The organism is Algoriphagus persicinus (genome assembly GCF_035156415.1).
GTDB classification, from domain to species: Bacteria; Bacteroidota; Bacteroidia; order Cytophagales; family Cyclobacteriaceae; genus Algoriphagus; species Algoriphagus persicinus.
In genome coordinates this window covers 95,501-120,539 of sequence record NZ_JAYEEY010000016.1, presented here as the reverse complement: position 1 = coordinate 120,539, position 25,039 = coordinate 95,501, and the positions used below count along the sequence as shown (strand labels likewise).

The following is a 25,039-nucleotide window of genomic DNA, read 5'->3' as shown; positions in this document are numbered from 1 at the left end:
AGGTCGATCAGGCGGGTTTCGTTGTCAAAATCAAGGGAATCATCCAGGCAGGTGGGAAAAAGTGCGAGCTGGGTGCGGTCAGTTCCTTGGATAAATTTCATATAAAAAGATACAAAAATCATCCCATAAGTCCCATCGGGATAGTGGGTATTTTTAGTGAAATTTTGAATGAGTTTTTAGACAGTCTGACGTTCTTCGGCTTGCCGTCAGTTGGGGAAGTCAAAGATTTAATTTTCCAATTTTACAAACTTTTTAAGAACACTGAACTTTCTCGTCAAACCGCAAAACCGCAATTTCGTCAAACCGTGTACCTTGAATGGTGAAGATAGACCTAAACGATAACCGTTCCAACGGGTGAAATGCGAAGTATTCATGAACACCATTGAAAATAGACCTATTGTGAATAATCCGACTCAGATATTGGATCTGGTCCGCTTCTGCGGATCAAAGTCCCATACTGGGAACAACAATTATACTTTCCAGACTGAGAAGAAAAGGTTATCTAAAGTATGCTGGACTATTATTCTAATCAAAGCCTGAAATTCAATNGGATCTGGTCCGCTTCTGCGGATCAAAGTCCCATACTGGGAACAACAATTATACTTTCCAGACTGAGAAGAAAAGGTTATCTAAAGTATGCTGGACTATTATTCTAATCAAAGCCTGAAATTCAATGAACTGAGCCTTTCGCTAAAATGATTCTTAGGATCATTTTAGCGAAAGGCTGGGATGCAGAGAAGCTACGAGACCCTTACGTACGGTGCAATGAGAGGCGCGCCCTGGGCTTATGGCTCACGACCGTATACTCGACTGGCGGGATGTTATTTGTCCACATATTTTATTATCTCGTTTTTCCAAATCAAATAGCCTTTGCCATTTATATGAACTCCATCATTTGAAAATTCCATATTTAATTCATTATTATCTGTTTTCAATAAATCAAAAAGATTCACATAAGTTAATGAATGGCTTTTAGCAATCTGGAAAGTTCCTTTATTTATTTCGATAATATCACTGTTTTTTCGATTTGGATTATCTTTTGTTGGCAATAAACTTTGAAGATACAATTCTGTCTCAGGAGTTTTTGTCAAAATCAACTTAACTAATCTTTCATAATCTGAAAGAATTTCATTAGCATTATTGCCGCGTTCTAAATCATTTGTCCCAATCATTAGGAAAATCTTTTTGGGCTTTGACTCAACAACTTCGTCTAACCTGTTAATTACTCCATTTATTATATCTCCACCAATACCACGGTTTTTAATATTTGATTTCCCAAATAGTTCATTCCAATCGCAATAGTCAGTAATACTGTTTCCTAAAAAAATTATTTCACTAGTGTCATTTGGCATAATCTCAAAAATGCTTTTTTTTGCATCGTAATAGACACCGTAGTCCTGTTGATTAGTGTTCTCTTTTTGTAAACTTAATATTCTTTTTAAGTAGTCAATACCACCTTTTGAGTGAATGACATATCCGCCAAATAAGAGAAATAGAATATTGATAGAGATTGAAATAACTAATGAATTTTTCTTCATATTTCTCTGTTTTAAGTTAATCGTACTTGTCTTTTTATATTTATCGCCAACGGCAAATGTAAAATGCGTTTTAATGCATTTTACATAGTGTTACCAATAGGGTTATTTTCGTAGAGTTGTATTGCTTCCACAAATTATAGTAGCTACATTTTTCCCTTTATATAAATTGTTGTTTTCGAGTAAAGCTGCTATCCCAACTGCTGCTGAAGGTTCTGCAACTATTCCTACATGCCGGTGGATTAGTTTCATCCCCTTTTTTATTGATTTTTCTTTGACTAAGAAGGTATCATCAACAAGAAGTTCCAAGTCTTTTATAGATTGTTTCATTGGTAATCTTACAGCAATTCCATCTGCAATAGTGTTGGTTGTGTCATAACTGACATACTGATTTTTTCTTATAGATTCAATAAAAGCAGGAGCTCCTTCTGATTGAATCGCGACTACTTGAGTGTTGGGACTGTATGCTTTCATTACTCTTGAAATTCCTGTTAACATTGCTCCATCTCCCAATGCAATTAATAGAACATCTAATTCATAGGGCAATTTTAACAACTCTAACCCTAGAGTTCCTGCACCTTCTATCGTTTCGATATCCATTGTATCTTCCACAAAGCGAGCATTTATTCTTTTAGCCTGTTTTCTTCCTTTCGATTTAGCTTCATCAAAGTCTTTTCCTGATAGTTCCACATTAGCTCCCAATGAACGCATCATTTCAAGTTTGAAAGGATTGACCGATGTACTTGCATGAACAGTAACCTCGATACCTCTTTTTTTACAAGAAAAAGCCATTGCTTGTCCAAAATTACCTGCACTTGCACATATTAAATGGTTATATCCTTTTGATTTTGAAACTAATACTTCAGAACCTCTTCCTTTAAAGCATCTTATAGGATTTATTGTCTCTATTTTAACAGTTAGATTTAATCCAAAGATTTGACTTAAACCTGGATTTATAAATTGAGGTGTATTCAAAAACAGTTGATCTATTAAGTCAACTGACGCTATAATATTTTCTAATGAAAGTCTATGTTTTTCTAATTGCATAATATATTTGATACTTATTTGTAACGGTTGACAATATGAAACGGTTGGGTTTTTGGGCTGCGTGCCTGTCCATCAACAAGAATGCTGAAGCGCGAACCAAACCCCGCAAACTGCTGAACCCTAACTGTTTTATATTGTGTGTTGTAGTGTCGTTTTTATTTGTTCAAAGGTTTTCACTTCTATTTTTCCTTTTGTTGGTATCATATTTTGCCAAATCCAATTATTATGTTCAATTATTTTCTTAGCTTTCAGATGAGGCCTTTCCCCTGTCGTATGTCCGTCCGAAACAACAGTAATGTTATAATCCTTTGTCAAGGCTGACTGAACAGTAGCTTCTACACAAAAGTCGGTAGCAAATCCTGTAATAAAAAGTTCTTTAATATTCAGTTCTTTTAAAACTGAATCTAGATTTGATTGATAGAAAGCATCATTTACTGTTTTATTAATTGAAATATCCGTCTCGTTAACCATTAAATCGGACAGGATTTCCCAGTCAGCAGTATTCGGAATAAATCTACCCCATTTGGAGCTATCTTGTTGAATAAAAATAACATAAGATTGATCTTCCCTGAATATTTTAGACAAGGCATTGATTCTTGCAATAACATTTTCAGAATCAAATTTTGGAGTTTCACTAGTGAAACAACCTTTCTGCATATCAATTATTATTAGCGCTCTTCTATTTTTCATATTTACAATGTTTTCTAGCAATGCACTACAACGTTTGGGCTATGATCTGTGGCCGTTTTAAAACCACTTCACTATCCACCCATGATAAAGATAGTGAAAAGCAGAAAAGCATACTTATCTACAATTTCGGTCATAGATTATAGCCTCGTGGTATGGCTTGGTTTTCTTATCTACATTGTTTCATTGTCTCAAATTTCACGCTGTCAACTCGTATGTTATAATGAAAGTCGTGATATTTATCTAAACTGTCTTTTGAGGAAACTATTAATTCCAAAAATTTATAGTCTGAAAGTCCTTCGGGCGGGAATTGTGTTGACATACCCATACCTTCTATCCAAACTCCAATTTCGGAACTACTTGTTTCAGTCTTGGCGTCATCCCAAAACATATAATTTGCTCTTTCTAGTATTTTATTTATTTCTCCTGTTGCTGTCTTGTAAAAGTATTGATGATTTATATAGCCACTTTCAATTTCACCTTTATAAAGCAAAATTCCATTTTCAGGAAAGTTAAGCTGTTCTCGCCCGTCTTTAATAATAACTTCTTGCCCGCAGTCAATTTGTCTAACAATAACTGCCTTTCCATTAAAGTCGGCAGGGAAATATAAGTCAAGCTTTTGAGCAGTCGCTGTCCCGATAGTTCCTGTCGAATACATAAAAACGTGAAATGAAGGATACCAAAGTATTCCTGGTAAAACTGTCCAAAGTGTCTTTTGTAAAACCTTTGTCTTACTTAACCATATAAGTCCAACTCCGATAAGATAAACAGGAACCGTAAAAATTAGTAAATACGGATTGAGAGAAACCAAAAAGGTCAGGATAATTATTGTCAGTCCGATTATGTATTTTTTATCTTTCAATTCAGTTTCGATTGTCGTTCAGTGTCGATTTTTTTAAATGAGCCATAGCGGTTTGCAGCTATTAAACGTGGGGCTTTTCGGAGCTGTTCCCTGTCCACCCCGGGACAAAAGTAGCTCCCAAGAACAAACCTTGCGGAAACCACTGTCTGCCCCATGTTTTCATAGGTGCTGTTATGTCCTGTTTTTCTTTTTATTTTTCACTTTATTCCTTCGCTAAACGGTAAATTCTTAATCCCACAGTTCCGAACCAAATAAAAAGCGTTAGCAAAAGGAGACGCTGCCATATGCCGGTATGGGTATATGCCTCAAACGAATTGATCATTGCGAAAAGAAAACCCAGAGAAATTACACAATTAATAACAGAAAAAAGCCATAGTGGTCGCCAATCCGATAGGTTCCTGAATGAGAAACCCAATATTCCGCTACCAACTATTGCGGACAAAAATGCGATAGCGGAAACACCATGATGTATCATATTAGCCGAAGATCCTTCTTGCGGGCATCCGGCATCACAAGAAAATAATCCAGCCAAAATGACTCCTAACCCAAATACAAATACCAAAAATGATCCAATTCGCAAACCTTTGCCTTTTGGCAACAACAAGAGTAATGATAGTCCAAGAGCCGCAATCAATAATCCGAAAGGTAGAAAGCCAGCAACATTCATCAAAACAGCATTGGGTGTTCCTATTGCTCCCAGTTCACTAATGAAGTTTGAAACATGGTTATAGTCTCTGCGAAGGCTGGCAGTGATAATAATAACAACTGTAAACAGAATAGGACCAATTATTCCGCCAAGTGCTAAATATCTTAAGCTGGTTTGATTCATATCTGAAATGTTTAAGTAACAGTTTGTTTATTAATAAGACATAATTTATTTATTGTCGCCATTTTTTGGCGTATAGTTTCTTTTCTTGGTTCGATAGTAGCCATAAACAGCTCTTTTATCTGAGTGTTATTCTTAAAGATCATCAAATGGATTGCTAATCTTTTGTAAACTTTTTTGGCTTACATGTGTGTGTACCTCCTGTATCTTGCTGCTTTGATGGCCTAGCAATTCCAAGATTTTATCGCTGATAGGAACTAGCCGGTCGTTATTGTCTTTTCCCTGATTGACGCTAAGCATCCTTCTTTTGGAATCTATATCTTGTGGCGTCAGATTCGGTAGTTCTGATCTTCTCAGCTCACTTGCATAGATTAGACTCAGCACTGCCCAATGTTTGATATTCTGATGTGCCTGGTGAATTGCCTTCACTTCTTCTGAATAGGAGATGGGCCAAATTTTTAATTTGTGACGCCAATCAGCTCCGGGTATGGTCTTGATGCGCTCTTTCAATTCTAAGTCTAATGGAAATTTCAGCAGCATTACCGGGTTTTTTTGATTTGTCCATTTCGGATAAAAATTAACTTCATCAGTCTCAGGTGAAAAATATTTTCAAAGTAACTAAAAATCGGCTCAAAAAAAATCCCTCAGATTTCTCCAAGGGATTTTTGTGAATTCAAGTAAGAAATATTGAAATTGAACGCTTGTGGTGACGCAATCTCAAATCTCAAGTATCGAATGATGTATTATCAATATTGGGAATAAGAATCAACCCAGCCTCCCCCTCAATATTTCTACTTTTGCAATGTTAGTTTTCGACTAAAAATATATTGATATGCCTACCAAACAAGAAATCGAATTTTTAGATACTTAAGATTATCTTGATTTAGGTCAATTATTGACTGCAGGGCAAGTCAAACAAATGAATTTACGAATTGATGGAGTCAGAAGGTAAACATGCTGGGGCAGAATAAGTAGAATCAAAGTATATCCGTCACCCGAAAGAAGGAGGGGGGTGTTCCTGATCACTGCTGCCCGGCCGCTCCCGAAGGGATTCGTATTTCGCCTTTCGTGCCGACTGTTTTTTGATTTCCGCCGCCAAGATTTCCTGTTGCCCGACCTCTCCGTCCTCTTTGGCAAGTTATGTCTGGTACTTGGCGAGTTTTACTTCAATGTAGGCTAGATTCAGCTCCTCTTCAAGCTGTTTGATACGGTCTTTTAAATCCCTGATTTCGTCTTTTCCCCCAGCCAATTTTTTTAGTAGTGGAAGAGGATCAATGGCTGCATTTCTGGGCAAACCTGCAAAAATCCTCATCCACTCCTAGATGGCGGATTTACTCTTAATATCGTAAACAAGCCTTGCACGTTCCTTTGAAAGGCTACCGGATAGCGCCTCAATTACAATTTTTCTCCGTGAAGCTTCGGGAAACTTTTCTAAATCAGTCTATTCGCTTGTTGGTTTTGAGATACTCAACAAGATCGATAATTTCGGTTTGAGTGAGATTTTCAAACAAACCTGAAGGCATCATAGAGACCTCTGTTACCTCCCGGGAGAGTATTGCTGATTTGTTAATAATCAGCTGATCTTGACCGACAATTCGCATGGTGATCTGTCTTTCGTTTTCCCCAATGATATTTCCAGAATAAGTTCTTCCATCGCGGGTATTAATCACCACCATTTTGTAGTCATCCTGAATTTCCGCACTTGGTTCGAGTACATTCATAAGGATGTATTCGGGATCTGTCCGGTTCGATCCGGTAAGGTCTGGCCCGATGATTCCTCCTTCTCCGTACATTTTGTGACAGCTTCCACAGGATTTGGCGAAGACTGTTTTCCCGGATTTGATATTCGCTGACCCCAAGGCTGTTGGTGTGATCATTTCCCGGTACTTGTCATATGCGGCTTGATTGCTGGGAACTGACTCAATAGGACCCCAAACCTCAATAAATCCGCTGCCCACAACCCGCAACAGTTGTCTTGCGACGCTGGCAGGAACTTCTGATTTGGCGATGGTTTGTTTTTTAAGTTCTTGAGTAAGCATGTTGCCATATCGCGCTCTGGACGAAAGTGTCTGCATGGCTTCTAATTTTTCCTCAGGGGAAAAATTGGGGTAGTTTTCCAAAAGAATTTTCCCCAAGTCCTCATTGTCAAAGGCTGCTATGGCCCTGATGGCATCTTTTCTTAAAGTAGGTTCCTGAAGTAGTGCCGGGATTTCGGCAGGTAATGCTTTTTGTTGTTGAGCGGTAAGTATTTGCAGGGCTTTCCTTCGTTGATCTATTGGTGAATTTTTGTCTTGTAGTGTTGCGAAAGCCCGTTGGGTAGCTTCGGTATCACCGAAAAGTCCAGAAATCTCCAATGCAAGCTCTTGCTTTTTTCCGCCGGATTTTTGAAGGGTTTCTGCCACGGATTTCCAATTCGCCGGGGTTTTCAGATCTGTCCGGCCTTCCATTCCGCTCAGCATGCCGGCCATAAGCAGTTCAGTATTTTGACCTCCCTTGCCAATGAGAGTGACTAGTTTATCCGGCTGATTTCCGTCCACAGCTCTTCTTGCTATATTTTGGGTGACGAATGTGAGTTGGGAATTAGGCGCCAGTTCGAGGAATTTGTCTGGATATTCAGCAAATAATGGTTCGATTCCATACCACAACATTTTGGGAAGGTTGTGATCTTTTTCATCTTCAGTATGCTGAATTAAACTTTCTGCGATATCCCATTTTTCAGAAGTTGGAATGCGCTGCAAAGCTGCGGTAAGGTAAAGCCGGACCACAGGGGAAGGGTCAGAGTCAGCCATTGTTCTGAATTTGGTCAAGGCTTCAGTGGAGGGTTTCATATCCTCACAAAGCAATTGAATGGACCAGGCTCTGATGTAGGGATCCTTGTCAGAAAGTGAAGCAACCAGTTCTTTCTCGCTAAATCCTCCGATCTGATGAATCGTCCACATCGCCCGAAGCCTCCAGTCGGGATTATTGTCATTCACAAAAATCGTCTTCAAAGCGTCATTTGTTCCAGGCTGAAGTGTCTTGTTTACAGCGCGCTTATGAAGAATTCCCCTTGCTCGTCGTGAATGCCAATCAGATGGATTAGTCTGAAGAGCCACCAACTGTGCATCGGTCATTTTATTCAGGTCTGAATACCTTCCGGCGAAGTTTTGGGCTAGTGAATTTTCGGGCATAATCCTAAAAATTCTGCCGGTTTCTTCATTCAATACTTCTTTGCCGCAAATATCCGCATCGTGCCAATCGAGCGCGTAAAGTCCACCATCCGGTCCGATCTCCATACTGAAACCTACCCATTGGGCATTGTTTGCCATCATGAACTCATCCCCGTGCTCTCCTTCAAATCCTGAACCTTTTGGAATCAAAATATCGGATAGTACCCCGTGCTCGTGGATGTTGGCCATAAAAATACGGCCTTGTTCTTCTTTAGGAAAAGCGTCTGATTGATAAATCCGAGCCCCTCCATGTGCAGAGCGATGGCTGTGATTCGCAATGGTTTTAATGTCCTCATAAACATAAGGATTGAAATGCTGTCCACCCTGTCGGTGGTAGATCCCCCCGGGTACAACATGCCATAAATGGGGGATGACACAAGCACTCATAAAAAGTTGGCCTTTTGCATCGTAGTCAATTCCCCATGGATTGCTGAAGCCGTGGGCGACCACTTCAAACCGTTCTTTGATCGGATGATAGCGCCATACACCGCCATTGATGTCGACTCCTTCTGCTTCGAGGAGATCTTCAGGAAATTGGTCTTTATGGTAATAAAGTTTTGCATCACCAGTTGGCTTACGGATTTTGGAAGGCGTGGCAAATCCCTGCAATCCATATAACCACCCATCTGGACCCCAATGCAAGCTGTTTAGCGTTTCGTGCCGGTCGCGGATTCCCCAACCGGTAAGTAGGATTTCAATATTATCCATATCGGCTTTGTCATCGCCGTTTTTGTCGGGAACAAAAATCAGGTTGGGCGGAGCACCGATGAAAACCCCGTCGAACCCTACGGCTAAGGCCGCAGGAAAAGCCAACCCCTCCATAAATACTTTTTGACTGTCAGCTTCACCATCTCCGTCGGTATCTTCTAGAATAAGGATTCGGCTGTCACCTGAATTGGAAAAACCGTCTCCTCTGGACTCGTAATCTTTGTTTTCTGCAATCCAAAGTCTACCCCGATCATCCCAACAAAAAGCCATGGGTTGGGTCATCATGGGCTCCGAAGCCCAGACATTTACCTTATACCCAGATTTAATAGTCATAGCATCCACGGCTTCCTCAGCAGTCAAGAATTTTGCATTTCTTCCTTCTTCCTGTGCCAAACCCCAAAGTTCGGTGGTGCTGTACATACCCTCTCTACCCGAAAAATTCCCCCAGGATTCTTTCAGTTTCAGGTCATTTGCTTCACCTGTGTAGACCAAAAGGCGAAGTTTGATGGTTTCGGTGTTTCCTTCTTCGATTACCCAATCTCCGTCTCGTGTAAAAGCTGGGCCCAATCCCATTTGACCGTCAACACGCCATTTGTTGGGATATCCCCGGTTTTCTGGATGATCAAAAATGGCCACATTTGCACGATCCTCCCGACCTTCGACTTTCAATCCCACATTGATCCACATAGCAGGCTGACCTTCAGCCTGCATGTTTTTCTGTCGGGCTGCATTGATGATTTCTCCATCGATTCCATCTTTCCAAGGCATTCGGACGAATAAACTCCCGTAATCGTATTGACCAATCGTTACTTCAGTTTTTGCTTCGCCTTTCCATTCCAAGTCAAGAATATATTCTCCATTTGCCTCGCTCATAGTCCAGTTCTGAGTTTCTTCCAAAACTGTTCCTCCCAGAGAATCCAGAAGTTGATAGATAGTCTGCCATTTGACCTGCTCTCCGGTTTCCTCTACGATGTTCAGCGCCACCTTTTTCCAATAATCTCCCTGAGGATTGTGAAAATAATCGCGACCATTTACCCTTGTGAAACCCCAATAAAGTCCGGTCTGATGCTTGTGGTGTCCCGGACTATATTCAGTCAAAACTCCCTTGCCATCAGGAGCAAGAACAGGATGGATGTAGGGTCTGAAATCTTCAGTGGCATTTTGAACTAGAATAGGATCACTCTCTCCCTCCCTTAAAATTGAGATAGTACCTTCCTCTTTATTTTGGACGAGTGTTAGGAGAGTGGCTTGATCTGAAATTTCTCCTTTTACTGATTTTTTTGGAGTAGAACTGAGAAGTATTAAAAAAGTAAAAACACCAATAAGGGTCGTAATTCGGGCTTTTGACATGGTATAAATGGTTTTTTGGGTTTGGGATAGAAAAACGAAGTGTCTAAATGCTCCAAAAATGGATTTTTAAATTTGAATAGAGGTATAAATCTTATTTCTTTTCTCAAAGAACTTTTGAAAGTTTTTAATGGTTTGGCTAGTTTTTTTTGTGAAGTTCTAAAGTGGTCTCAATTGCTTTTTGTATAGCCCTGGTTTGTTCAGCCCATTGTTTCTTTACATTAAGCACAACGTTTTCGGGCTTTGCGTTAGGGCGGGTTTCGTAGCACAATATTGTCAACCTGAACGAAAGTTTGAAAAAATCCCTCAAATTTCTCTAAGGGATTTTCTCGAGTTCAAGTAATAAATATTGAATTTGAACGCTCGTGGTGACGCCATCTCAAATCTCTAATATCAAATGATGTATTATCAATATTGGGAATAAGAATCAACCCAACCCCCTCAATATTTCTACCTTTGAAATATTATTTTACGACTAAAAATATATTGATATGCTTACCAAACAAGAAATCGAATTTTTAGATACCTATGGTTATCTTGATTTAGGTCAATTATTGACTACGGAGAAAGTCAAACAAGTGAATTTGCGAATTGACGAATTGATGCAGTCAGAGGGAGAAAATGCAGGGGCAGAATTAGCAGAATCAAAATACATCCGCCATCCCAAAGAAGAAGGGGCGGATCGCTTGGCTAATTTGGTCAATAAGGGGCCCATTTTCGATGTTTTTTATACGCATCCGCGTGTGCTCGCGGGTATTGAAGCGGTTTTAGGTCAGGAATACAAATTATCCTCCCTTAATTATCGGGCTGCCAAACCCAATCAAGGTCTACAAAAACTTCATGTGGATTGGAAAAATACGGTCGTGAATGGCTCGTACAAAGTATGCAATAGTATTTGGCTTTTGGATGATTTTACAGACACAAATGGTTCTACCCGAATCGTCCCTAAATCTCATAAATTAAGCACCTTGCCCGATGAAGCGATGGCAGATCCTCTTGACAAACATCCTGACGAAATCCGGATTATAGCTCCCGCAGGGTCGGTGTTTATTTTCAACTCGCATGTTTGGCATGGTGGCACGACTAATCAGACAGACCAGGTGCGAAGGAGTATTCACAGTTATTTTTGCAACAGAGAGCAACCCCAACAGATTGACCAAAAGAAGTATATAACGGAAGAAACGTTACAGCGGATTGGTGAAAAAGGCAGGCATATTTTAGATGTTTAAGGCTTATCCACAGTATCAATTGTAAATTGATTAGGATAGGTGTAATTACTTCCGACTGCTGTACGGAACTACGCCTAGCTCAAAGCTGTCTATTCGACAGTTGCCAGTTTTTATTTAAAAATTTAGAAACGTAATTATATTTAATTGATTTCGAGAAGTACTATTGGCGGATTGGTTCATAATGCCAATTTCTGTTCTAATGTTTTTTGAAAATCTGTATCCAAGCCCGCCATAAAGTCTGTTTCTGTCGAAAAATGTTTGTTCTGTATTCATAAAAATCTCATTATATGCGGACAGATAAAGCGTTTTGTCTGTGATTTGTTTTTTGTTTAAAGCCACGTTAAGGGCAAGAAAATATCTTAGCCTAAGTTTGAAGTCATCTTCAATAAATCGTTGCTCAAATCTGTAGCGGTGTTGCAGAGCAAAGCGTCCAAACGTTTGCCGGGTAATGAATTGCTGATAAATTCGGTGTTCGTTAAAACTGGTTTTTTCATCCGTTTTCCCGATATAGGGTTCACTATATACAAAACCATATCCTAGAAGAATATTATTGTTGTTTTCCGAAAGGTTATACCCTAAACCCGTTCTCAAGAGTAGCTGCTCAGTGTCGCCTATAAAATTGAAGTTACGATACTGTACTTCGTGATGCCAATTGAATTTGTGATTGATTTTCTTGTCCCCAAAATAAATCCACCAATTACCAAAATCAGTATTCTGCGCAAATAGCGAAATGGGTGCAAATAACAGTATAATTAGCAGTCTTTTCATTTTTGATTGTATTGTGCTCCACCAGTGGTTTGTGTCCTCAAAGATCAAACTTATGAGGATTATTCTATTCTGCGAGTCACAGACTGGGTAATTGGAGTGTAAGCAGGATTGATGGTAAATGCTAGTGTCTGAGTCCCTAATGTCAGTATCAATATGATTTTGGTTTTATGGCGTAGTTACAAAATACACCTAGCGCTGTGCTATCAAATTTTGCTGTGCTTAGGAAAAATCTAATTCCCTAGTAATACTACGGTCATTTGTTTATTAAGACGTTCGTTGGTAAGACTGGGTGAAGCCTAGCTCAACTCCCATTCTACGCTCAGGGGGGGGCTGGTTTGTAACCAAATTTATCGTTTTTGGCCGGTTAAAGCTTGCTTAGTGGCGTATTTTGCAAAAGGTTCAAATAAGAATTAATATAGGTATGTACGATAACTTAGCCGGTCACCGATGTTACGTAAAATGAATTAGAATTTTCATCCCAATTAATACCGTTAGGCATTACCGATCTTTTAGCCAGCCATTTCAATGGCTGGATGAATGGCGAAGTGGCATATTGTAAAATGTCTTTAGGTATGACCGATATTGGTTAAATTAGTTTGAATAATATATATGATCTATTATGCCAAATACCTATTCAAAGATGTATTGTCAGGCAGTTTTTGCCGTCAAATACAGAAAAGCAGTTATTCAGGATATTTTTAAAAGTGAGTTGTATGGAGTGATAGGAAATCTTATCAATGAGACAGGTGCAAAGACTTTAATAGTTAACGGTCATTTTGACCATGTTCATTGCCTGTTCCAATTCTATCCGAAACTAGCTGTCTCTGAAATAATGAAAAGCACCAAATCCAAATCATCCAAGTGGTTAAATGAATCAAAGCTACTTGAGCATCGGTTCGAATGGCAAGCCGCGTTTGGCTCCTTTACTTACAGTGAAAGGGAGATGCCAAATATTTTTGACTATGTGAAAAATCAGGAAATTCATCACCAAAAAATGAGCTTTAGAGAGGAATACCTCATGATGCTAAAAGCCCATAATGTAGATTTTTTGCCGGAATACCTTTTTAAAGAGTTGGAATAGATATCGGCCGTCCCTATGGGACTTTGCCATATTATATTGCAACTCAGAGATCCAGAGGTTGAAACCTCTGGCAAGAAGATGGGTCGTCCCTATGGGTCTGGTAAGGAATAGGTCTGGAATTAAATGTTGTTAGATATGAACGATATATTAGCCAGCAATTTGATTATCACGAAGATGAATGAGGATGTCCATTTCAATTAATGCCGTTAGGTATGACCGATCATCTAGCCAGCCATTTCAATGGCTGGTAAAATGATAATAGAATAGTTTACAAATGCCTTTAGGCATGGCCGATATTGGTCAAAGACAATCCAATTTTAGATGAATATCTGATGTGGTGCAGAATTGATATCGTCCGTCCCTATGGGACTTTGCCAGATCATATTGCCATTCAGAAATCCAGAGGTTGAAACCTCTGGCTATAAGATGGGTCGTCCCTATGGGACTGATAAGGAATAGTTCCGGTAATAGTGCCTTTAGGTATATCTACGATAACTTAGCCAGCCATGGTTGGTGAGTGGAGTCGAACCATGAATATGGTAGAAATGAATGAATTTTCCATTCCAATTAATGCCGTAGGCATGGCCGATCATCTAGCCAGCCATTTCAATGGCTGGATGAATAGGTATGAGGTTTTCATAATAATGCCGTAGGCATGGCCGATATTGGTTAAAGTCAACCAGCGATAGGTTGAATTTTTTGCAATGAAAACCATGTACGGTGTTGAATTAATATCGTCCGTCCCTATGGGACTTTGCCATATTATATTGCAACTCAGAGATCCAGAGGTTGAAACCTCTGGCAAGAAGATGGGTCGTCCCTATGGGACTGGCAAGGAATAGGTCTGGAATTAAATGCTATTAAATATGAATGATATATTAGCCAGCAATTTGAACATCAGTAATATGAATGAGGGTTTACGTTCAAATCAATGCCGTAGGCATGACCGATTGGCTAGCCAGCCATTTCAATGGCTGGTCTAAAGGAATGAGATTTTTATAAAATGCCGTAGGCATGGCCGATATCTATAGGAGCATGAGATTTCCTCGCTTCTTGCTGCCTTGTCAGCTGACAAACTCTCAATTACTTATCCCGACACATTTTGTCTGGATTTATCAGGCAATACCTCGAATTCCTTGCTGGTATCCTCCCGAATGAATAAATTAGTCTAAACACTTTGGGCAGATTTTACTAATTTCCCTTTTTAATACTTCAGACTATGAACGAAAAAATCCACCACGGCCGGAATATCAAGCGTTTTCGTGAGATGATGGGCATCAAGCAGGAGTCACTTGCCTACGAACTCGGGCCTGACTGGTCATAGAAGAAAATCAGCTTGCTGGAGCAAAAGGAAGAAGTGGAGGAGGAACTATTACGTCAGGTGGCTGAGATTTTAAAAGTTCCGGCGGAAGCGATTAAGAATTTCGATGAAGAAAAGGCGATAAATATCATTTCTAACTCCTTTGAAAATTGCAACCAACCTGCCTCTATTTTCTATAATTCTTCCATCAATCCGGTGGATCAAATAATTAAAATCCACGAAGAAAAAATCACCCTTTACGAGCGGATGCTAAAGGAAAAGGATGAAATGATGGCGAGATTGGAGAAGTTGCTGAATAAGTAAAATTTTTAGGCTAATCCATAACAGCCTTTCTGGACTATAGAGAATTACAAATTCTATTGAATATGAAAGTATAGTTGCAAACTACGCATTGACGAAAGATCTGACTACACCCAGACGGGGCTATTGTAGCTCGTTTTTGGCATCTCTAAAATTTATTATAAAATTACTTATTAAGTAATGTAACATATAAGCAGTAATCCAGATAGTAAGCCAAAATGATATTTTTCCTAATGTGTCTGAATAATAGTTTGTCCAAATTGTTTTCAACATGTAGAATTCAAAGTAAAATGGAAGGAAAATTAAAGATAATAAAGGGAGTACTAGTATAACACCTAAGCAACTGTTTATTACGCCTGTCTTTTCCATGCTGAATTTTAACAATTCTGTTGAATAGGAAAATGGAAGTAAAATTCTTGTAAATATATTGTTGTTTTCATTTTCAAACTCTTTAGGGTTAATGTCTTGCACATAGTTTGCTAAAAATATTAACTTTACGATTTTGAATAATTCTGCTTTTTGTGATGAGATTACAATTATTTGAAGTAAAAGAAAAGCGAATAGAACGGGTATTATTTTTAGTAGAATAGAGATGTCTGATATTGTAGCCGGTCCAACTTGTATTGAAGATATAGTAGTTCCTGAAGCAATGAAGTATAAAAATGTAATAATGATAATATACAATGAGGTCTTATCAATTCTCGTGTTAAGATCTTTCAATTTATCATAGCATTTGTCGTAATAGTCGAGCAGCCTTTCATTTTGATTATCACTAATGAATTTAATCACATCATTTCTGTTCATTATTTAGTTGGGGTTCATGTTTTAATTATTTAGGAAGGGTGCTCATGATCTATTGAAAATTGATCAAAATATCAAAGCGTAGTTAAAAACTACGCTCAGAAGGGACTGTAACTAAGGTTGTCTGAGAGGTGCATCGTGGGCTTGTGGCTCACTGCCGTCTACTTGATTATCCATTGTATTTTATTCTTTACTTCCGATTATTATTGTTCTGCTAATTTGTAATACTAATTCTATCTCCATTCTTAAAATCTCCATATTCTTTGTTGTTGGTACAAAAGGTATTGCTTTTGACTCGTCAAAGTCAGGGTTCGAATGCACTATTGAACACCTAACTGAGTAAATTCTTTTAGTTAAATCACCAAAAAAATTGGGATCGATACTGAAATCAATTTTCGGAAGTTTTAAAGGTTTAGAGCAATCTATAATCATTTCTTGTTCGAAATGGTCAATAATACCAAGGCTTCTAAGTTGTTCTCCGAGTTCTTCCCTTGTAATGAATTGTCTTAAAACTCTTTCAACTTTGATTTTGTCAGATGTATATCTATCGCTTTCCTTCTTAAAGAAGTTAATGGCTTGATTAACATACTGATTTGTTTTAGTATGGAAATCCGGTTTAAGCAATAACTTTTTCAAATAGTCTGAAACAACATAGTACGCACTTTTATCTGAGAAATACTCAATAATATGATAATAGCAAATGAATTTAAAAGGTAAATAATCTACTTTTTCTCCTATGTGGAAATACTCGATAAGTTCTGGTATATATTTTTTGTAGACTAGATTTATTTGGTCTGTGGGTAATTCACTGAATTGGTCATTTCTTCTAAAATATCTTCGAGTTAGGCTGTCAATGTTTATTGTTTCAAACCCAATTCCGTATGTATACTCTATGTCAAAAAGAACAGAATTGAGAATATTTCTCGTGTCATTTTCAATTCCTTCTCCTGTTATTTTGTCAAAATTTTCAACTTGAATTATTAGTGGAGCCCTTCTAGTCGAATATCGCCTAGCACCTCTTAAGATTTGGCTGTACTTAGAAATTAAATCTGTTGGAGTAGCGTATTTTATTGAAATATCGAGTTCATTTTTGAAATAGTTTATTTTAATTCGGATTATGTCTTTTCCTTCTTCGTCTCTATCAATTCCACGTAAACTTCGATAGGATACATTTGAAAGTGCAACTTGTATTGTAGAATCTGCATAAGTTCCGATAAAATCGCTAAACAGATAAGGAGATTTGTCGATTAATTCTTCGAGGATATCAACATCCGCTTCTTCACGAATTAAAAAGTCAATTGTTTCATTCTCTTTAAGTCCGTGAACAAGATAAAAAATTCTTGCCTCTTCATCCGGATATATGACTTTTCTTTCCTCAATGTTTAAGGATTTTTCTTTTTTAAGTTTTTCAATTCGTTCTTTCATTTTGTTCATATTACTGCCAACTTATTATTGTCACCAACTAGTGACGTAATTATCAGTGGTTTTACTTGAGTTCTGACTCAAAAGTTCCTGAATATTTGGAAAGTCTGTCCCACTTTCCATTTGGTTAAAATTCGTCTTCATCAGCTTTAGTTGGAAAGTATTTCAAAATAGTAAAAGCAAGGTTTAAAAAAAAATCCCTCAGATTGCTCCAAGGGATTTTAATGTGTTCGAAGATCTTAATTTTTCAATCAGATTAATTTCGAATGAAGAATGATGAACGTCGAATAATGAAATTTAAGAAGTGTGAGTCTCAACCCACTTCCTAGCATTCACAAAAGCCTCCATCCATGGCGTGAAGTCATCGTTTCTATCAACTGGATAGTGTGCCCAGTTCCAAGGCTTCAAGCTTCGTTCGATATGTGGCATAATAGCTAAGTGACGTCCGTCAGCAGATGCGATACCTGCGGTAGCATGATCGGAACCGTTTGGATTGCCTGGGTAAGCTTCGTAGCTGTATTTCATCGCGAAGTTGTAGTCGCTTTCTGCCTGTGGAAGGTGGAATTTACCTTCTCCATGCGCTACCCATACGCCTAGTCGTTGACCGCTAAGCGACCCTAGCATCACAGATTCGTTTTGTGGAATAGTTACATTCACGAAAGTAGATTCAAACTTATGCGAGGCATTGTGTAGCATCTTTGGTTTGTCTGCATGATCAGGAGTGACCAAGCCAAGTTCTACCATCAGTTGGCAACCGTTACATACACCTAAACTCAAGGTATCTGGTCTTGCGTAGAAGTTGTCCAGTGCTTGCTTAGCCTTATGATTGTACAGGAATGCACCTGCCCAGCCTTTGGCCGAACCTAGTACATCGGAATTGGAGAATCCACCTACGAAGACGATCATCTGCACATCTTCCAGGTTTTCACGACCTGCGATCAGATCGGTCATGTGGATATCCTTCACTTCGAATCCTGCCAACCAAAGGGAATAAGCCATCTCACGATCGCCATTCACCCCTTTTTCACGGATGATCGCTGCTTTCGCCTTGCCCTTCTCAGTTCTGAATGGATCAAGTCCCGCAGCAGCAAAGTCGCCTTTCCATCCGGCTGCAAATTCAAAAGACAGCGGTTGATTTTTATAGTTGTCAAAGCGGTCTTTAGCTAGTTTCTCTCCGCTTTGCTTTTTGTCCAACAAGTAAGAAGATCTGAACCAAACATCGCGTAGTTCCTCGATGTCAAGCGTGAGGTCTTTTCCTGCAAATTCAATATTTCCGGAATCAGTGACTTTCGCCAGTTCCACATAATCTACATCTGCTTCTACCAATAAGGCTTCCACCGCATGAGTGTCTTCAACTTGAATTAAGATTCCTGGATTTTCGGCAAATAAAGCTTTCACTAGATCCGCTTCATGCAAGCGATCCAGCTTCACTTTCAACCCAATATTCTGCACTGGGAAACACATTTCCAAAAGTGCTGTGACCAAACCACCTGAAGAGATATCATGCCCTGCAAGAATCCACGTTTGATCGATTAGATCCTGAATAGCTGTAAATGCCTGAGCAAAATAAAGCGGATTTTTAATGTCTGGCGTTTCTGTTCCTACTTTGTTCAGCGCTTGATAGAAGCTGGAGCCAGCCAGTTTGAATTCGTCTTTCGAAAAGTCTATGTATAGAATTCTACTTCCCATGATTGGTTTCAGGGCAGTTTTCACGGTTTTCTTCACATCTGAGCATTCTCCCACGGTGGAGATAATCACCGTTCCCGGAGAGTAAACAGTTTTGCCGTCAGGATATTTCTGCGTCATGGATAGGGAGTCTTTTCCTGTAGGAATATTCACACCCAAATCAATGGCAAATTCAGAAACAGCTTCGACGGCTCTATATAATCTGTCGTTTTCACCTTCGTTTTTGGCAGGCCACATCCAGTTGGCAGAAAGGGAAATGCCCTGCAAGCCGTCCTGAATATGTGCGAAAATCAAGTTGGTCATCGCCTCTGCAATCGCCAATCGGCTTCCTGCCTCAGGATCCGCCAAAGCTGCCACCGGTGCATGGCCGATGGAAGTTGCGATGCCTTTGTTGCCGGTGAAGTCCAAAGCCATCACGGCCACGTCATTTAGCGGAAGTTGGATCTCGCCGACAGTCTGCTGTGTTGCCACACGACCAGTCACCGATCTATCGACCTTATTGGTCAACCAGTCTTTACAAGCCACAGCTTCCAGTTGCAATACCTCGCGGATATATCCTTGGATCAGATCTGCTTCATAGGTTGCTTCCGCAAAAGATGCGTTGGTAGTTTTGTCTTCTAAAATGGTCTTTGGCGAAGAGCCGAACATGTAGCTCAAGTTCCAGTCCACCGGTTTTTCACCGGTTTTGCCATTTTCAAACTTGAAATGCATATCTCCAGTCGTCTCACCTACCACATAGAATGGAGCACGCTCCCGGTCGGAGACCTGATGTAGGGTGTCCACGTTCTCTTTGCCAATCACCAACCCCATTCGCTCTTGAGATTCGTTTCCGATGATTTCCTTGGCGGAAAGTGTATGATCTCCCACCGGCAATTTGTCGATGTGGATCGTTCCACCGGCATTTTCTACCAATTCAGATAGGCAGTTTAAATGTCCGCCAGCTCCGTGATCGTGGATGGAAATGATCGGGTTGTTTTCGCTCTCAGCCATGGCTCGGATCACATTGGATACACGCTTTTGCATCTCCGGGTTGGAGCGCTGTATGGCATTAAGCTCAATTGCATTGGAAAGTTCTCCGGTGTTCAAAGACGAAACCGCCGAACCGCCCATACCGATTCTATAATTGTCACCGCCCATGATCACGATCTGATCACCGGCTTTTGGCTCGTTTTTCTTAGTGTATTTGGCATTGGTGAATCCCACACCACCTGCCAACATGATTACTTTGTCAAATCCGTGATGCTTACCATCTTCCTCATGCTCAAAAGTCAACAATGATCCACAGATCAAGGGTTGACCGAATTTATTCCCAAAGTCAGAAGCTCCGTTGGAAGCTTTTATCAGGATATCCATAGGTGTTTGGTACAGCCATGGACGCTCAGCAAGCTTGCTTTCCCAGCTTCTTCCTTTCTCGGATCTAGGATAAGAAGTCATGTAAACAGCCGTTCCTGCTAGAGGAATGGATGCCGTACCGCCAGCGAGACGGTCTCTGATTTCTCCTCCCGCTCCGGTAGCAGCGCCGTTGAAAGGCTCCACGGTAGTTGGGAAGTTATGTGTTTCAGCTTTTAGGGAAATGACCGTATCGATCTCTCGGGTTTCGAAGAAGTCGGCTTGGTGCTGAGTTTTCGGTGCGAATTGTTGGGTTTTTGGTCCTCCTACGAAGGCTACATTATCTTTGTAAGCTGAAGCGATACGGTTAGGATGTATTTTGGAAGTTTCTTTGATGAGTTGAAAAAGAGTTTGAGGCTTTTCTACTCCGTCAATAATAAATGTACCGTTGAAAATCTTGTGTCGGCAGTGCTCTGAGTTCACTTGGGAAAACCCAAAAACTTCTGAATCCGTTAATGGGCGCTCTAATTGCTTAGAAACATTATCCAGGTAATCGACTTCTTCTTGGCTAAGTGCCAATCCGTTCTCCTTATTATATGCAGCGATATCGCTTACGGCTACGATTGCTTCCGGCTGTAGGTGTATATCAAAAATATCCTGATCCAATTCATCAAACTTATGCTGAAGCATAGGATCAATGCTGTCTCCTTCATTCAGGGGGAAGAACTCTTCTATTCGGATTACGCCAGGGATGCCCATGTTTGCAGCGATTTCCACTGCGTTGGTTGACCATGGGGTAATCATTTCCTTGCGAGGTCCTGAGTATTTCCTGTTAAGTGATGGGCTGCTGATAGCTGTAGCTCCGCCAAAAAGCCAAGTCAGCTTTTCTAAGTTTTCGGATGCGAAAGGTTGTGGGGATTGTACAGCGTAAACGGTTTTGAGAGGGGATTCAAAGAAGAAAATCATGTCCTTTGGCTGGTAAGATGCAAAGATAAGCATTTGGGGGGGAGTTTGAAAAGTAAGTGATCAGTTTTGAATGATCACTACGCGTCATTGAAGAAGAGAGGAATAGCTTGCCTCACGCCAGTGATCAAATGACGAGATTGCGTCGGTCATTTTTCCCTCACAAAGACGCTGTTGCTTGGTCATGAGACTTAAACCATGAGTTGTGATTAAAATTCTTGGCTCTTGGCTCTCGGCTCTTGAATCTAATATCTAAATACTTGATTCAAGCTTTTTACAACTAATAATCATCCAGTGTTAAATTTTAAAAAGATAACCAACTGTTCAAAATCGCGCGCTTTTCTATGTTATTTTTTTATTAACGCCGAAGAATGTTCGTTTTTGATACAACGGAAACTTTTGATTTACCTAAAGTTTCCGTAGTATTGTGATCCAAAATACAATTTGATCAGCGTAAATGAGAGAAAAGATTTTATTGATAGCCAGTGAGCAGTTTAGCCAGTATGGTGTGAGGACGATCACCATGGAGGATATTGCTCGCTTGGCTGGGATTTCTAAAAAGACCATTTATCAAGAATTCAAGGACAAGAAAGAACTAGTCAAAGAGGCATTTTCTATGGCTTTGAGAGAAGATCAGGATAGTCTCGACAAAATAATGGAGGGAGAAGACGGCGTCATTGAGCATTTGGTACACACTTCCAAAATGGTTCGGGAGCGCTTATCTGCCCTAAACCCCATGGCTTTACTTGAGATTCAAAAGTACTTTCCGGAGGTTTGGGAAATGTTTAATGACTTCAAGGAAAAAATTATTGTGACAGATCTTGTCAATGTCATAGAGAAAGGCAAGACACTTGGTTATTTTCGTCCGGAAATTAATGCGAAAATATTAGCTAAAATGCGAGTGGATCAAATCAGTGCGTCTATGAATCCATCTAACTATGATAGAAGGGATTTCAGTTTTTTAAGTCTTCACTTAGAGATGCTGGATCATTTCTTACATGGTATTTTTACCGAAAAAGGTAGGCAAGCTTATTTGCAAAAGCGTAATTCAACTTAAATTGCTCAGAATTTAGAATTCGCCTTATAGAATCAATTAACAATGAAAAGATCCTTTATTGAATTATATCATGTTTAGATCGAAGATTTATCTAGTAATGGTTATGGCCTTGAGTGTTTTCAGGCTGGAAGCGACTGCCCAAGAAGTGCTGCCGTTGGAGACGCTTCAGCTCAATCTCAAGGAGACCTTGGAGTACGCTTTAGAAAATAATGCTGACGCGAAGAATGCCAAGCTGGAGGTATTGGTTTCTCAGACTACAATAAAAGAGGAGACTGCAGCAGGCTTGCCCCAGATCAATGGATCTGTGGGCTTGAATTATAATCCATTGGTACAGGTTCTTTTTCTGCCAAATGAGCCCCCTTTTGGAGATCCCAGCAATCCTTCCGACGTAATTCCCGCTAGGTTCGGTGTGAACTACACAGCAAATGCAGGTGTGAATTTGACCCAGATGATCTTTGACGGTTCTTTCTTTGTAGGCCTGCGAGCCGCCAAGACATACAAAGCCTTGACTGAGTATGACAAGACCAAGGTGGAAAATGATGTTATCGAAAATGTAAAGAAGGCGTATTTCGGAGTCTTGGTAAATGCAGAACGTATCAAACTTGCACAGGCAAACCTGACTAGAATTGATTCACTTTTGGAAGAAACCAAAGCAATGAATGAGGCAGGATTTTTAGAGAAAATTGAAGTTTCCAGAATCCAAGTTCAGCGCAATAACACCTTTTCTCAATTGAGAAGAAGCATGACAGCCTATGATATTTCCAAGCAGCTCTTGAAGATTCAACTGGGACTACCTAGAAATTACGATATCGTACTTACCGAAACACTAGACGAGCTGAATCCTGAAGAAGAACTAGCGTCACTGCAGGCTATGGAAGGTTCTCATCGGGTGGAAATGGACCAGTTGGAAACTAATCTTGAGTTGACACAATTAGATCTCAAGTACAATACTTCGCAGTACATGCCCACGCTGGATCTAACTGCAAATTTCACACGATCAGGAGCTGGTAATTCTATGAATACCTTGTTCAAATCGACTAACTGGTTTAGCTCCTCCATGATCGGTGTGGCGATGAATATCCCGATTTTCGATGGCTTTTCTAAAAGTGCAAGAATCCAACGAAACAGAATTCAATTGCAGCAATTAGAAAATCAAAAATTCTATCTCGACCAGAATATCCAGTTGGAGATCTATCAAGCCAAGCAGAATTTGGCAAATGATCTGGAAGTACTGGCAGTTCAGCGGGAGAGCATGGCGCTGGCTCAGGAAGTTTATGCTATATCCAAAATCAAATATAATGAAGGCGTGGGCTCCAACTTGGAAGTAGTAGAGGCCGATGCTGCACTGATAGAATCAGAAATTAATTATTTAGGAGCCCTATATGACGGCTTGATTTCCAAGGTAGATTTGGAAAAAGCACTGGGGATTTTAAAGGAAGGAATCATTCAATAAACCTACATTTTGCACACATACGACCAGGGCTTATTTAACAACGACATTATTCACAAATCATGAAATCGAGCATGTCAGAGACGTCACACAGAGGGATGATTATCCGCTATGTGAGATTCTCCCGATCCGCGGCGGCGGACGGGACAGGCTATCTGACCAATAAAAATCAATTATAAACACATGAAATCGAGCACGACTGAAGCGTCACACAGAGGGATGATTATCCGCTATGAGAGATTCCATGTGACCAATAAAAATCAATTATAAACACATGAAAGCAACCTATAAATTTTTATCCCTAATTGCACTTGCCTTTCTCGCTAATTCCTGTGCTACAGAAGACGGAGTGGAGGCTAAAAAAGCTGAATTGGAAAAACTCAAAACCGAGTCAATCGAAATCACCAACGAGATTAAGGCACTAGAAGCTGAGTTGATCAGACTCGACCCTGAATTTGCGAAGCAAAATCATAAGTCTATTCTGATCACTACGGTTCAGGTGAAGAAGGGGAGATTTGAGCACTATGTAGAAGTGACAGGATCAGTTCTTTCTAAGAAAAATGTAAGCATTAGCGCGGAAACCTCGGGAAGAATCCTAGAAGTGCCAGCTTTAGAAGGCATGCGAGTGGGGAAGGGGCAGGTTTTGGCAAGAATTGATGCGGAATCTATTCAGAGATCAATCGAAGAGCTAGAGAATACAATGAATCTGGCAACTACCTTATTCGAAAAACAAGAGCGACTTTGGAAACAGCAGATCGGTACTGAAGTTCAGTATTTGGAAGCTAAAAGCAGAAAGGAAGGCTTGGAAAGAAATCTGGCAACAGCGAAAACTGAACTGTCGAAGGCCGTGATTCGTGCGCCTTTTTCAGGTACTATCGAAACGGTACAAGTACGTTTAGGAGAATTGGTGCAGCCTGGTGCAGTGATGTTTCAGTTTGTAGGGGATAGCGATTTGTTTATCGAAGCAGATATCTCTGAATCCTATGTGGGAGTGCTGGCGAAGGGAGACTCGGTAGATGTGAGCTTTCCTTCAATCGATAAGACTCTCCAGACTAAAGTATCCGCTGTAGGTGCGATCATCAATCCAAACAACAGGACTTTTAAGGTAGAGGTATATCTTCCCAATATACCGATGGTGAAGCCAAATATGATTTCTGTTCTGAAGATTCAGGATTATGAAAGCAATGAGGCAGTGACCGTGCCTAGCCATTTGATTCTTAGTGACAACAGAGGAGATTATATTTTTGTAGTGCAGGATGGACTAGCCAAGAAAAAATATGTGGAGAGAGGTAAGACCTTTGATAAGGAAACGGAAATCCTAAAAGGCCTCGACGGTAACGAAAAACTTGTGGACAAAGGCTTCCGTGAAGTGGGAGATAATTTCAACGTGAACATAGCTCAGCAGTAATAA

Annotated in this window: 18 protein-coding genes and 1 pseudogene; 7 read left to right on the top strand and 12 right to left on the bottom strand. The window is 39.9% G+C overall.

The window, feature by feature from the left end; all coding sequences use genetic code 11:
• On the top strand, positions 1-323 hold a 323-nt coding region (locus U3A58_RS13880), incomplete at its 5' end, for a hypothetical protein (protein ID WP_323824258.1).
• Positions 324-821: 498 nt separating this feature from the next.
• Here the strand turns inward: U3A58_RS13880 and U3A58_RS13875 are convergent.
• From U3A58_RS13875 to U3A58_RS13840, 8 genes are all read right to left on the bottom strand, one after another.
• Positions 822-1,538, bottom strand: a complete 717-nt coding sequence (locus U3A58_RS13875) for a GDSL-type esterase/lipase family protein (RefSeq protein ID WP_323824256.1) — start codon at positions 1,536-1,538, stop codon at positions 822-824.
• A gap of 102 nt (positions 1,539-1,640) precedes the next feature.
• Positions 1,641-2,582: a threonine ammonia-lyase gene (locus U3A58_RS13870; protein ID WP_323824254.1), complete on the bottom strand. Its 942-nt coding sequence runs from the start codon at positions 2,580-2,582 to the stop codon at positions 1,641-1,643.
• Between the two features lie 129 nt (positions 2,583-2,711).
• The gene (locus tag U3A58_RS13865; protein ID WP_323824252.1) at positions 2,712-3,272 is read right to left on the bottom strand and encodes a cysteine hydrolase family protein; all 561 of its coding nucleotides are present in this window, start codon (positions 3,270-3,272) and stop codon (positions 2,712-2,714) included.
• A 166-nt stretch (positions 3,273-3,438) separates the two neighbouring features.
• Positions 3,439-4,131: a DUF6843 domain-containing protein gene (locus U3A58_RS13860; RefSeq protein ID WP_323824250.1), complete on the bottom strand. Its 693-nt coding sequence runs from the start codon at positions 4,129-4,131 to the stop codon at positions 3,439-3,441.
• Between the two features lie 202 nt (positions 4,132-4,333).
• Entirely contained in the window at positions 4,334-4,960 is a 627-nt protein-coding gene (locus U3A58_RS13855) for a DUF998 domain-containing protein (protein WP_323824248.1), read from the bottom strand.
• A gap of 132 nt (positions 4,961-5,092) precedes the next feature.
• Positions 5,093-5,497: a tyrosine-type recombinase/integrase gene (locus tag U3A58_RS13850; protein ID WP_323824246.1), complete on the bottom strand. Its 405-nt coding sequence runs from the start codon at positions 5,495-5,497 to the stop codon at positions 5,093-5,095.
• A 598-nt stretch (positions 5,498-6,095) separates the two neighbouring features.
• Positions 6,096-6,269 (bottom strand): hypothetical protein, encoded by a 174-nt coding sequence (locus U3A58_RS13845; protein WP_323824244.1) that lies wholly within the window; start codon positions 6,267-6,269, stop codon positions 6,096-6,098.
• A 124-nt stretch (positions 6,270-6,393) separates the two neighbouring features.
• Entirely contained in the window at positions 6,394-10,224 is a 3,831-nt protein-coding gene (locus tag U3A58_RS13840) for a PVC-type heme-binding CxxCH protein (RefSeq protein WP_323824242.1), read from the bottom strand.
• Positions 10,225-10,712: 488 nt separating this feature from the next.
• On the opposite strand from U3A58_RS13840, the gene U3A58_RS13835 reads away from it, so the two are divergent.
• Positions 10,713-11,450, top strand: a complete 738-nt coding sequence (locus U3A58_RS13835; protein WP_323824240.1) for a phytanoyl-CoA dioxygenase family protein — start codon at positions 10,713-10,715, stop codon at positions 11,448-11,450.
• Between the two features lie 114 nt (positions 11,451-11,564).
• On the opposite strand, the gene U3A58_RS13830 is transcribed toward U3A58_RS13835, so the two are convergent.
• Positions 11,565-12,218, bottom strand: a complete 654-nt coding sequence (locus U3A58_RS13830; RefSeq protein ID WP_323824238.1) for a DUF2490 domain-containing protein — start codon at positions 12,216-12,218, stop codon at positions 11,565-11,567.
• 619 nt (positions 12,219-12,837) lie between these two features.
• Here U3A58_RS13830 and tnpA point away from each other — a divergent pair.
• Entirely contained in the window at positions 12,838-13,299 is a 462-nt protein-coding gene (tnpA, locus tag U3A58_RS13825; RefSeq protein WP_323824236.1) for an IS200/IS605 family transposase, read from the top strand.
• Positions 13,300-14,518: 1,219 nt separating this feature from the next.
• A pseudogene (locus tag U3A58_RS13820) lies at positions 14,519-14,923 on the top strand (XRE family transcriptional regulator).
• A 120-nt stretch (positions 14,924-15,043) separates the two neighbouring features.
• On the opposite strand, the gene U3A58_RS13815 reads toward U3A58_RS13820, so the two are convergent.
• The 3 genes from U3A58_RS13815 to purL all read right to left on the bottom strand — a co-directional run bounded on the left by U3A58_RS13815 (position 15,044) and on the right by purL (position 21,124).
• Positions 15,044-15,724 carry a hypothetical protein gene (locus U3A58_RS13815; protein ID WP_323824233.1) on the bottom strand — a complete coding sequence of 227 codons (681 nt, stop codon included), beginning with the start codon at positions 15,722-15,724 and terminating at the stop codon, positions 15,044-15,046.
• Positions 15,725-15,904: 180 nt separating this feature from the next.
• Entirely contained in the window at positions 15,905-17,146 is a 1,242-nt protein-coding gene (locus tag U3A58_RS13810; RefSeq protein WP_323824231.1) for a hypothetical protein, read from the bottom strand.
• A 294-nt stretch (positions 17,147-17,440) separates the two neighbouring features.
• Entirely contained in the window at positions 17,441-21,124 is a 3,684-nt protein-coding gene (purL, locus tag U3A58_RS13805; RefSeq protein WP_323824262.1) for a phosphoribosylformylglycinamidine synthase, read from the bottom strand.
• Between the two features lie 454 nt (positions 21,125-21,578).
• On the opposite strand from purL, the gene U3A58_RS13800 reads away from it, so the two are divergent.
• The 3 genes from U3A58_RS13800 to U3A58_RS13790 all read left to right on the top strand — a co-directional run bounded on the left by U3A58_RS13800 (position 21,579) and on the right by U3A58_RS13790 (position 25,036).
• Positions 21,579-22,178 (top strand): TetR/AcrR family transcriptional regulator, encoded by a 600-nt coding sequence (locus U3A58_RS13800; protein WP_323824229.1) that lies wholly within the window; start codon positions 21,579-21,581, stop codon positions 22,176-22,178.
• Positions 22,179-22,248: 70 nt separating this feature from the next.
• Positions 22,249-23,631 (top strand): TolC family protein, encoded by a 1,383-nt coding sequence (locus tag U3A58_RS13795; RefSeq protein ID WP_323824227.1) that lies wholly within the window; start codon positions 22,249-22,251, stop codon positions 23,629-23,631.
• A gap of 271 nt (positions 23,632-23,902) precedes the next feature.
• Positions 23,903-25,036 carry an efflux RND transporter periplasmic adaptor subunit gene (locus U3A58_RS13790; protein WP_323824225.1) on the top strand — a complete coding sequence of 378 codons (1,134 nt, stop codon included), beginning with the start codon at positions 23,903-23,905 and terminating at the stop codon, positions 25,034-25,036.
• The last annotated feature ends 3 nt before the right edge of the window (positions 25,037-25,039 follow it).

Excerpts from the sequence above, each read along its gene's own strand:
- U3A58_RS13875 (WP_323824256.1), bottom strand. The coding sequence starts at position 1,538 with ATGAAGAAAAATTCATTAGTTATTTCAATCTCTATCAATATTCTATTT.
- U3A58_RS13870 (WP_323824254.1), bottom strand. The coding sequence starts at position 2,582 with ATGCAATTAGAAAAACATAGACTTTCATTAGAAAATATTATAGCGTCA.
- U3A58_RS13865 (WP_323824252.1), bottom strand. The coding sequence starts at position 3,272 with ATGAAAAATAGAAGAGCGCTAATAATAATTGATATGCAGAAAGGTTGT.
- U3A58_RS13855 (WP_323824248.1), bottom strand. The coding sequence starts at position 4,960 with ATGAATCAAACCAGCTTAAGATATTTAGCACTTGGCGGAATAATTGGT.
- U3A58_RS13850 (WP_323824246.1), bottom strand. The coding sequence starts at position 5,497 with ATGCTGCTGAAATTTCCATTAGACTTAGAATTGAAAGAGCGCATCAAG.
- U3A58_RS13845 (WP_323824244.1), bottom strand. The coding sequence starts at position 6,269 with ATGAGGATTTTTGCAGGTTTGCCCAGAAATGCAGCCATTGATCCTCTT.
- U3A58_RS13840 (WP_323824242.1), bottom strand. The coding sequence starts at position 10,224 with ATGTCAAAAGCCCGAATTACGACCCTTATTGGTGTTTTTACTTTTTTA.
- U3A58_RS13835 (WP_323824240.1), top strand. The coding sequence starts at position 10,713 with ATGCTTACCAAACAAGAAATCGAATTTTTAGATACCTATGGTTATCTT.
- U3A58_RS13830 (WP_323824238.1), bottom strand. The coding sequence starts at position 12,218 with ATGAAAAGACTGCTAATTATACTGTTATTTGCACCCATTTCGCTATTT.
- tnpA (WP_323824236.1), top strand. The coding sequence starts at position 12,838 with ATGCCAAATACCTATTCAAAGATGTATTGTCAGGCAGTTTTTGCCGTC.
- U3A58_RS13815 (WP_323824233.1), bottom strand. The coding sequence starts at position 15,724 with ATGAACAGAAATGATGTGATTAAATTCATTAGTGATAATCAAAATGAA.
- U3A58_RS13810 (WP_323824231.1), bottom strand. The coding sequence starts at position 17,146 with ATGAAAGAACGAATTGAAAAACTTAAAAAAGAAAAATCCTTAAACATT.
- purL (WP_323824262.1), bottom strand. The coding sequence starts at position 21,124 with ATGATTTTCTTCTTTGAATCCCCTCTCAAAACCGTTTACGCTGTACAA.
- U3A58_RS13800 (WP_323824229.1), top strand. The coding sequence starts at position 21,579 with ATGAGAGAAAAGATTTTATTGATAGCCAGTGAGCAGTTTAGCCAGTAT.
- U3A58_RS13795 (WP_323824227.1), top strand. The coding sequence starts at position 22,249 with ATGTTTAGATCGAAGATTTATCTAGTAATGGTTATGGCCTTGAGTGTT.
- U3A58_RS13790 (WP_323824225.1), top strand. The coding sequence starts at position 23,903 with ATGAAAGCAACCTATAAATTTTTATCCCTAATTGCACTTGCCTTTCTC.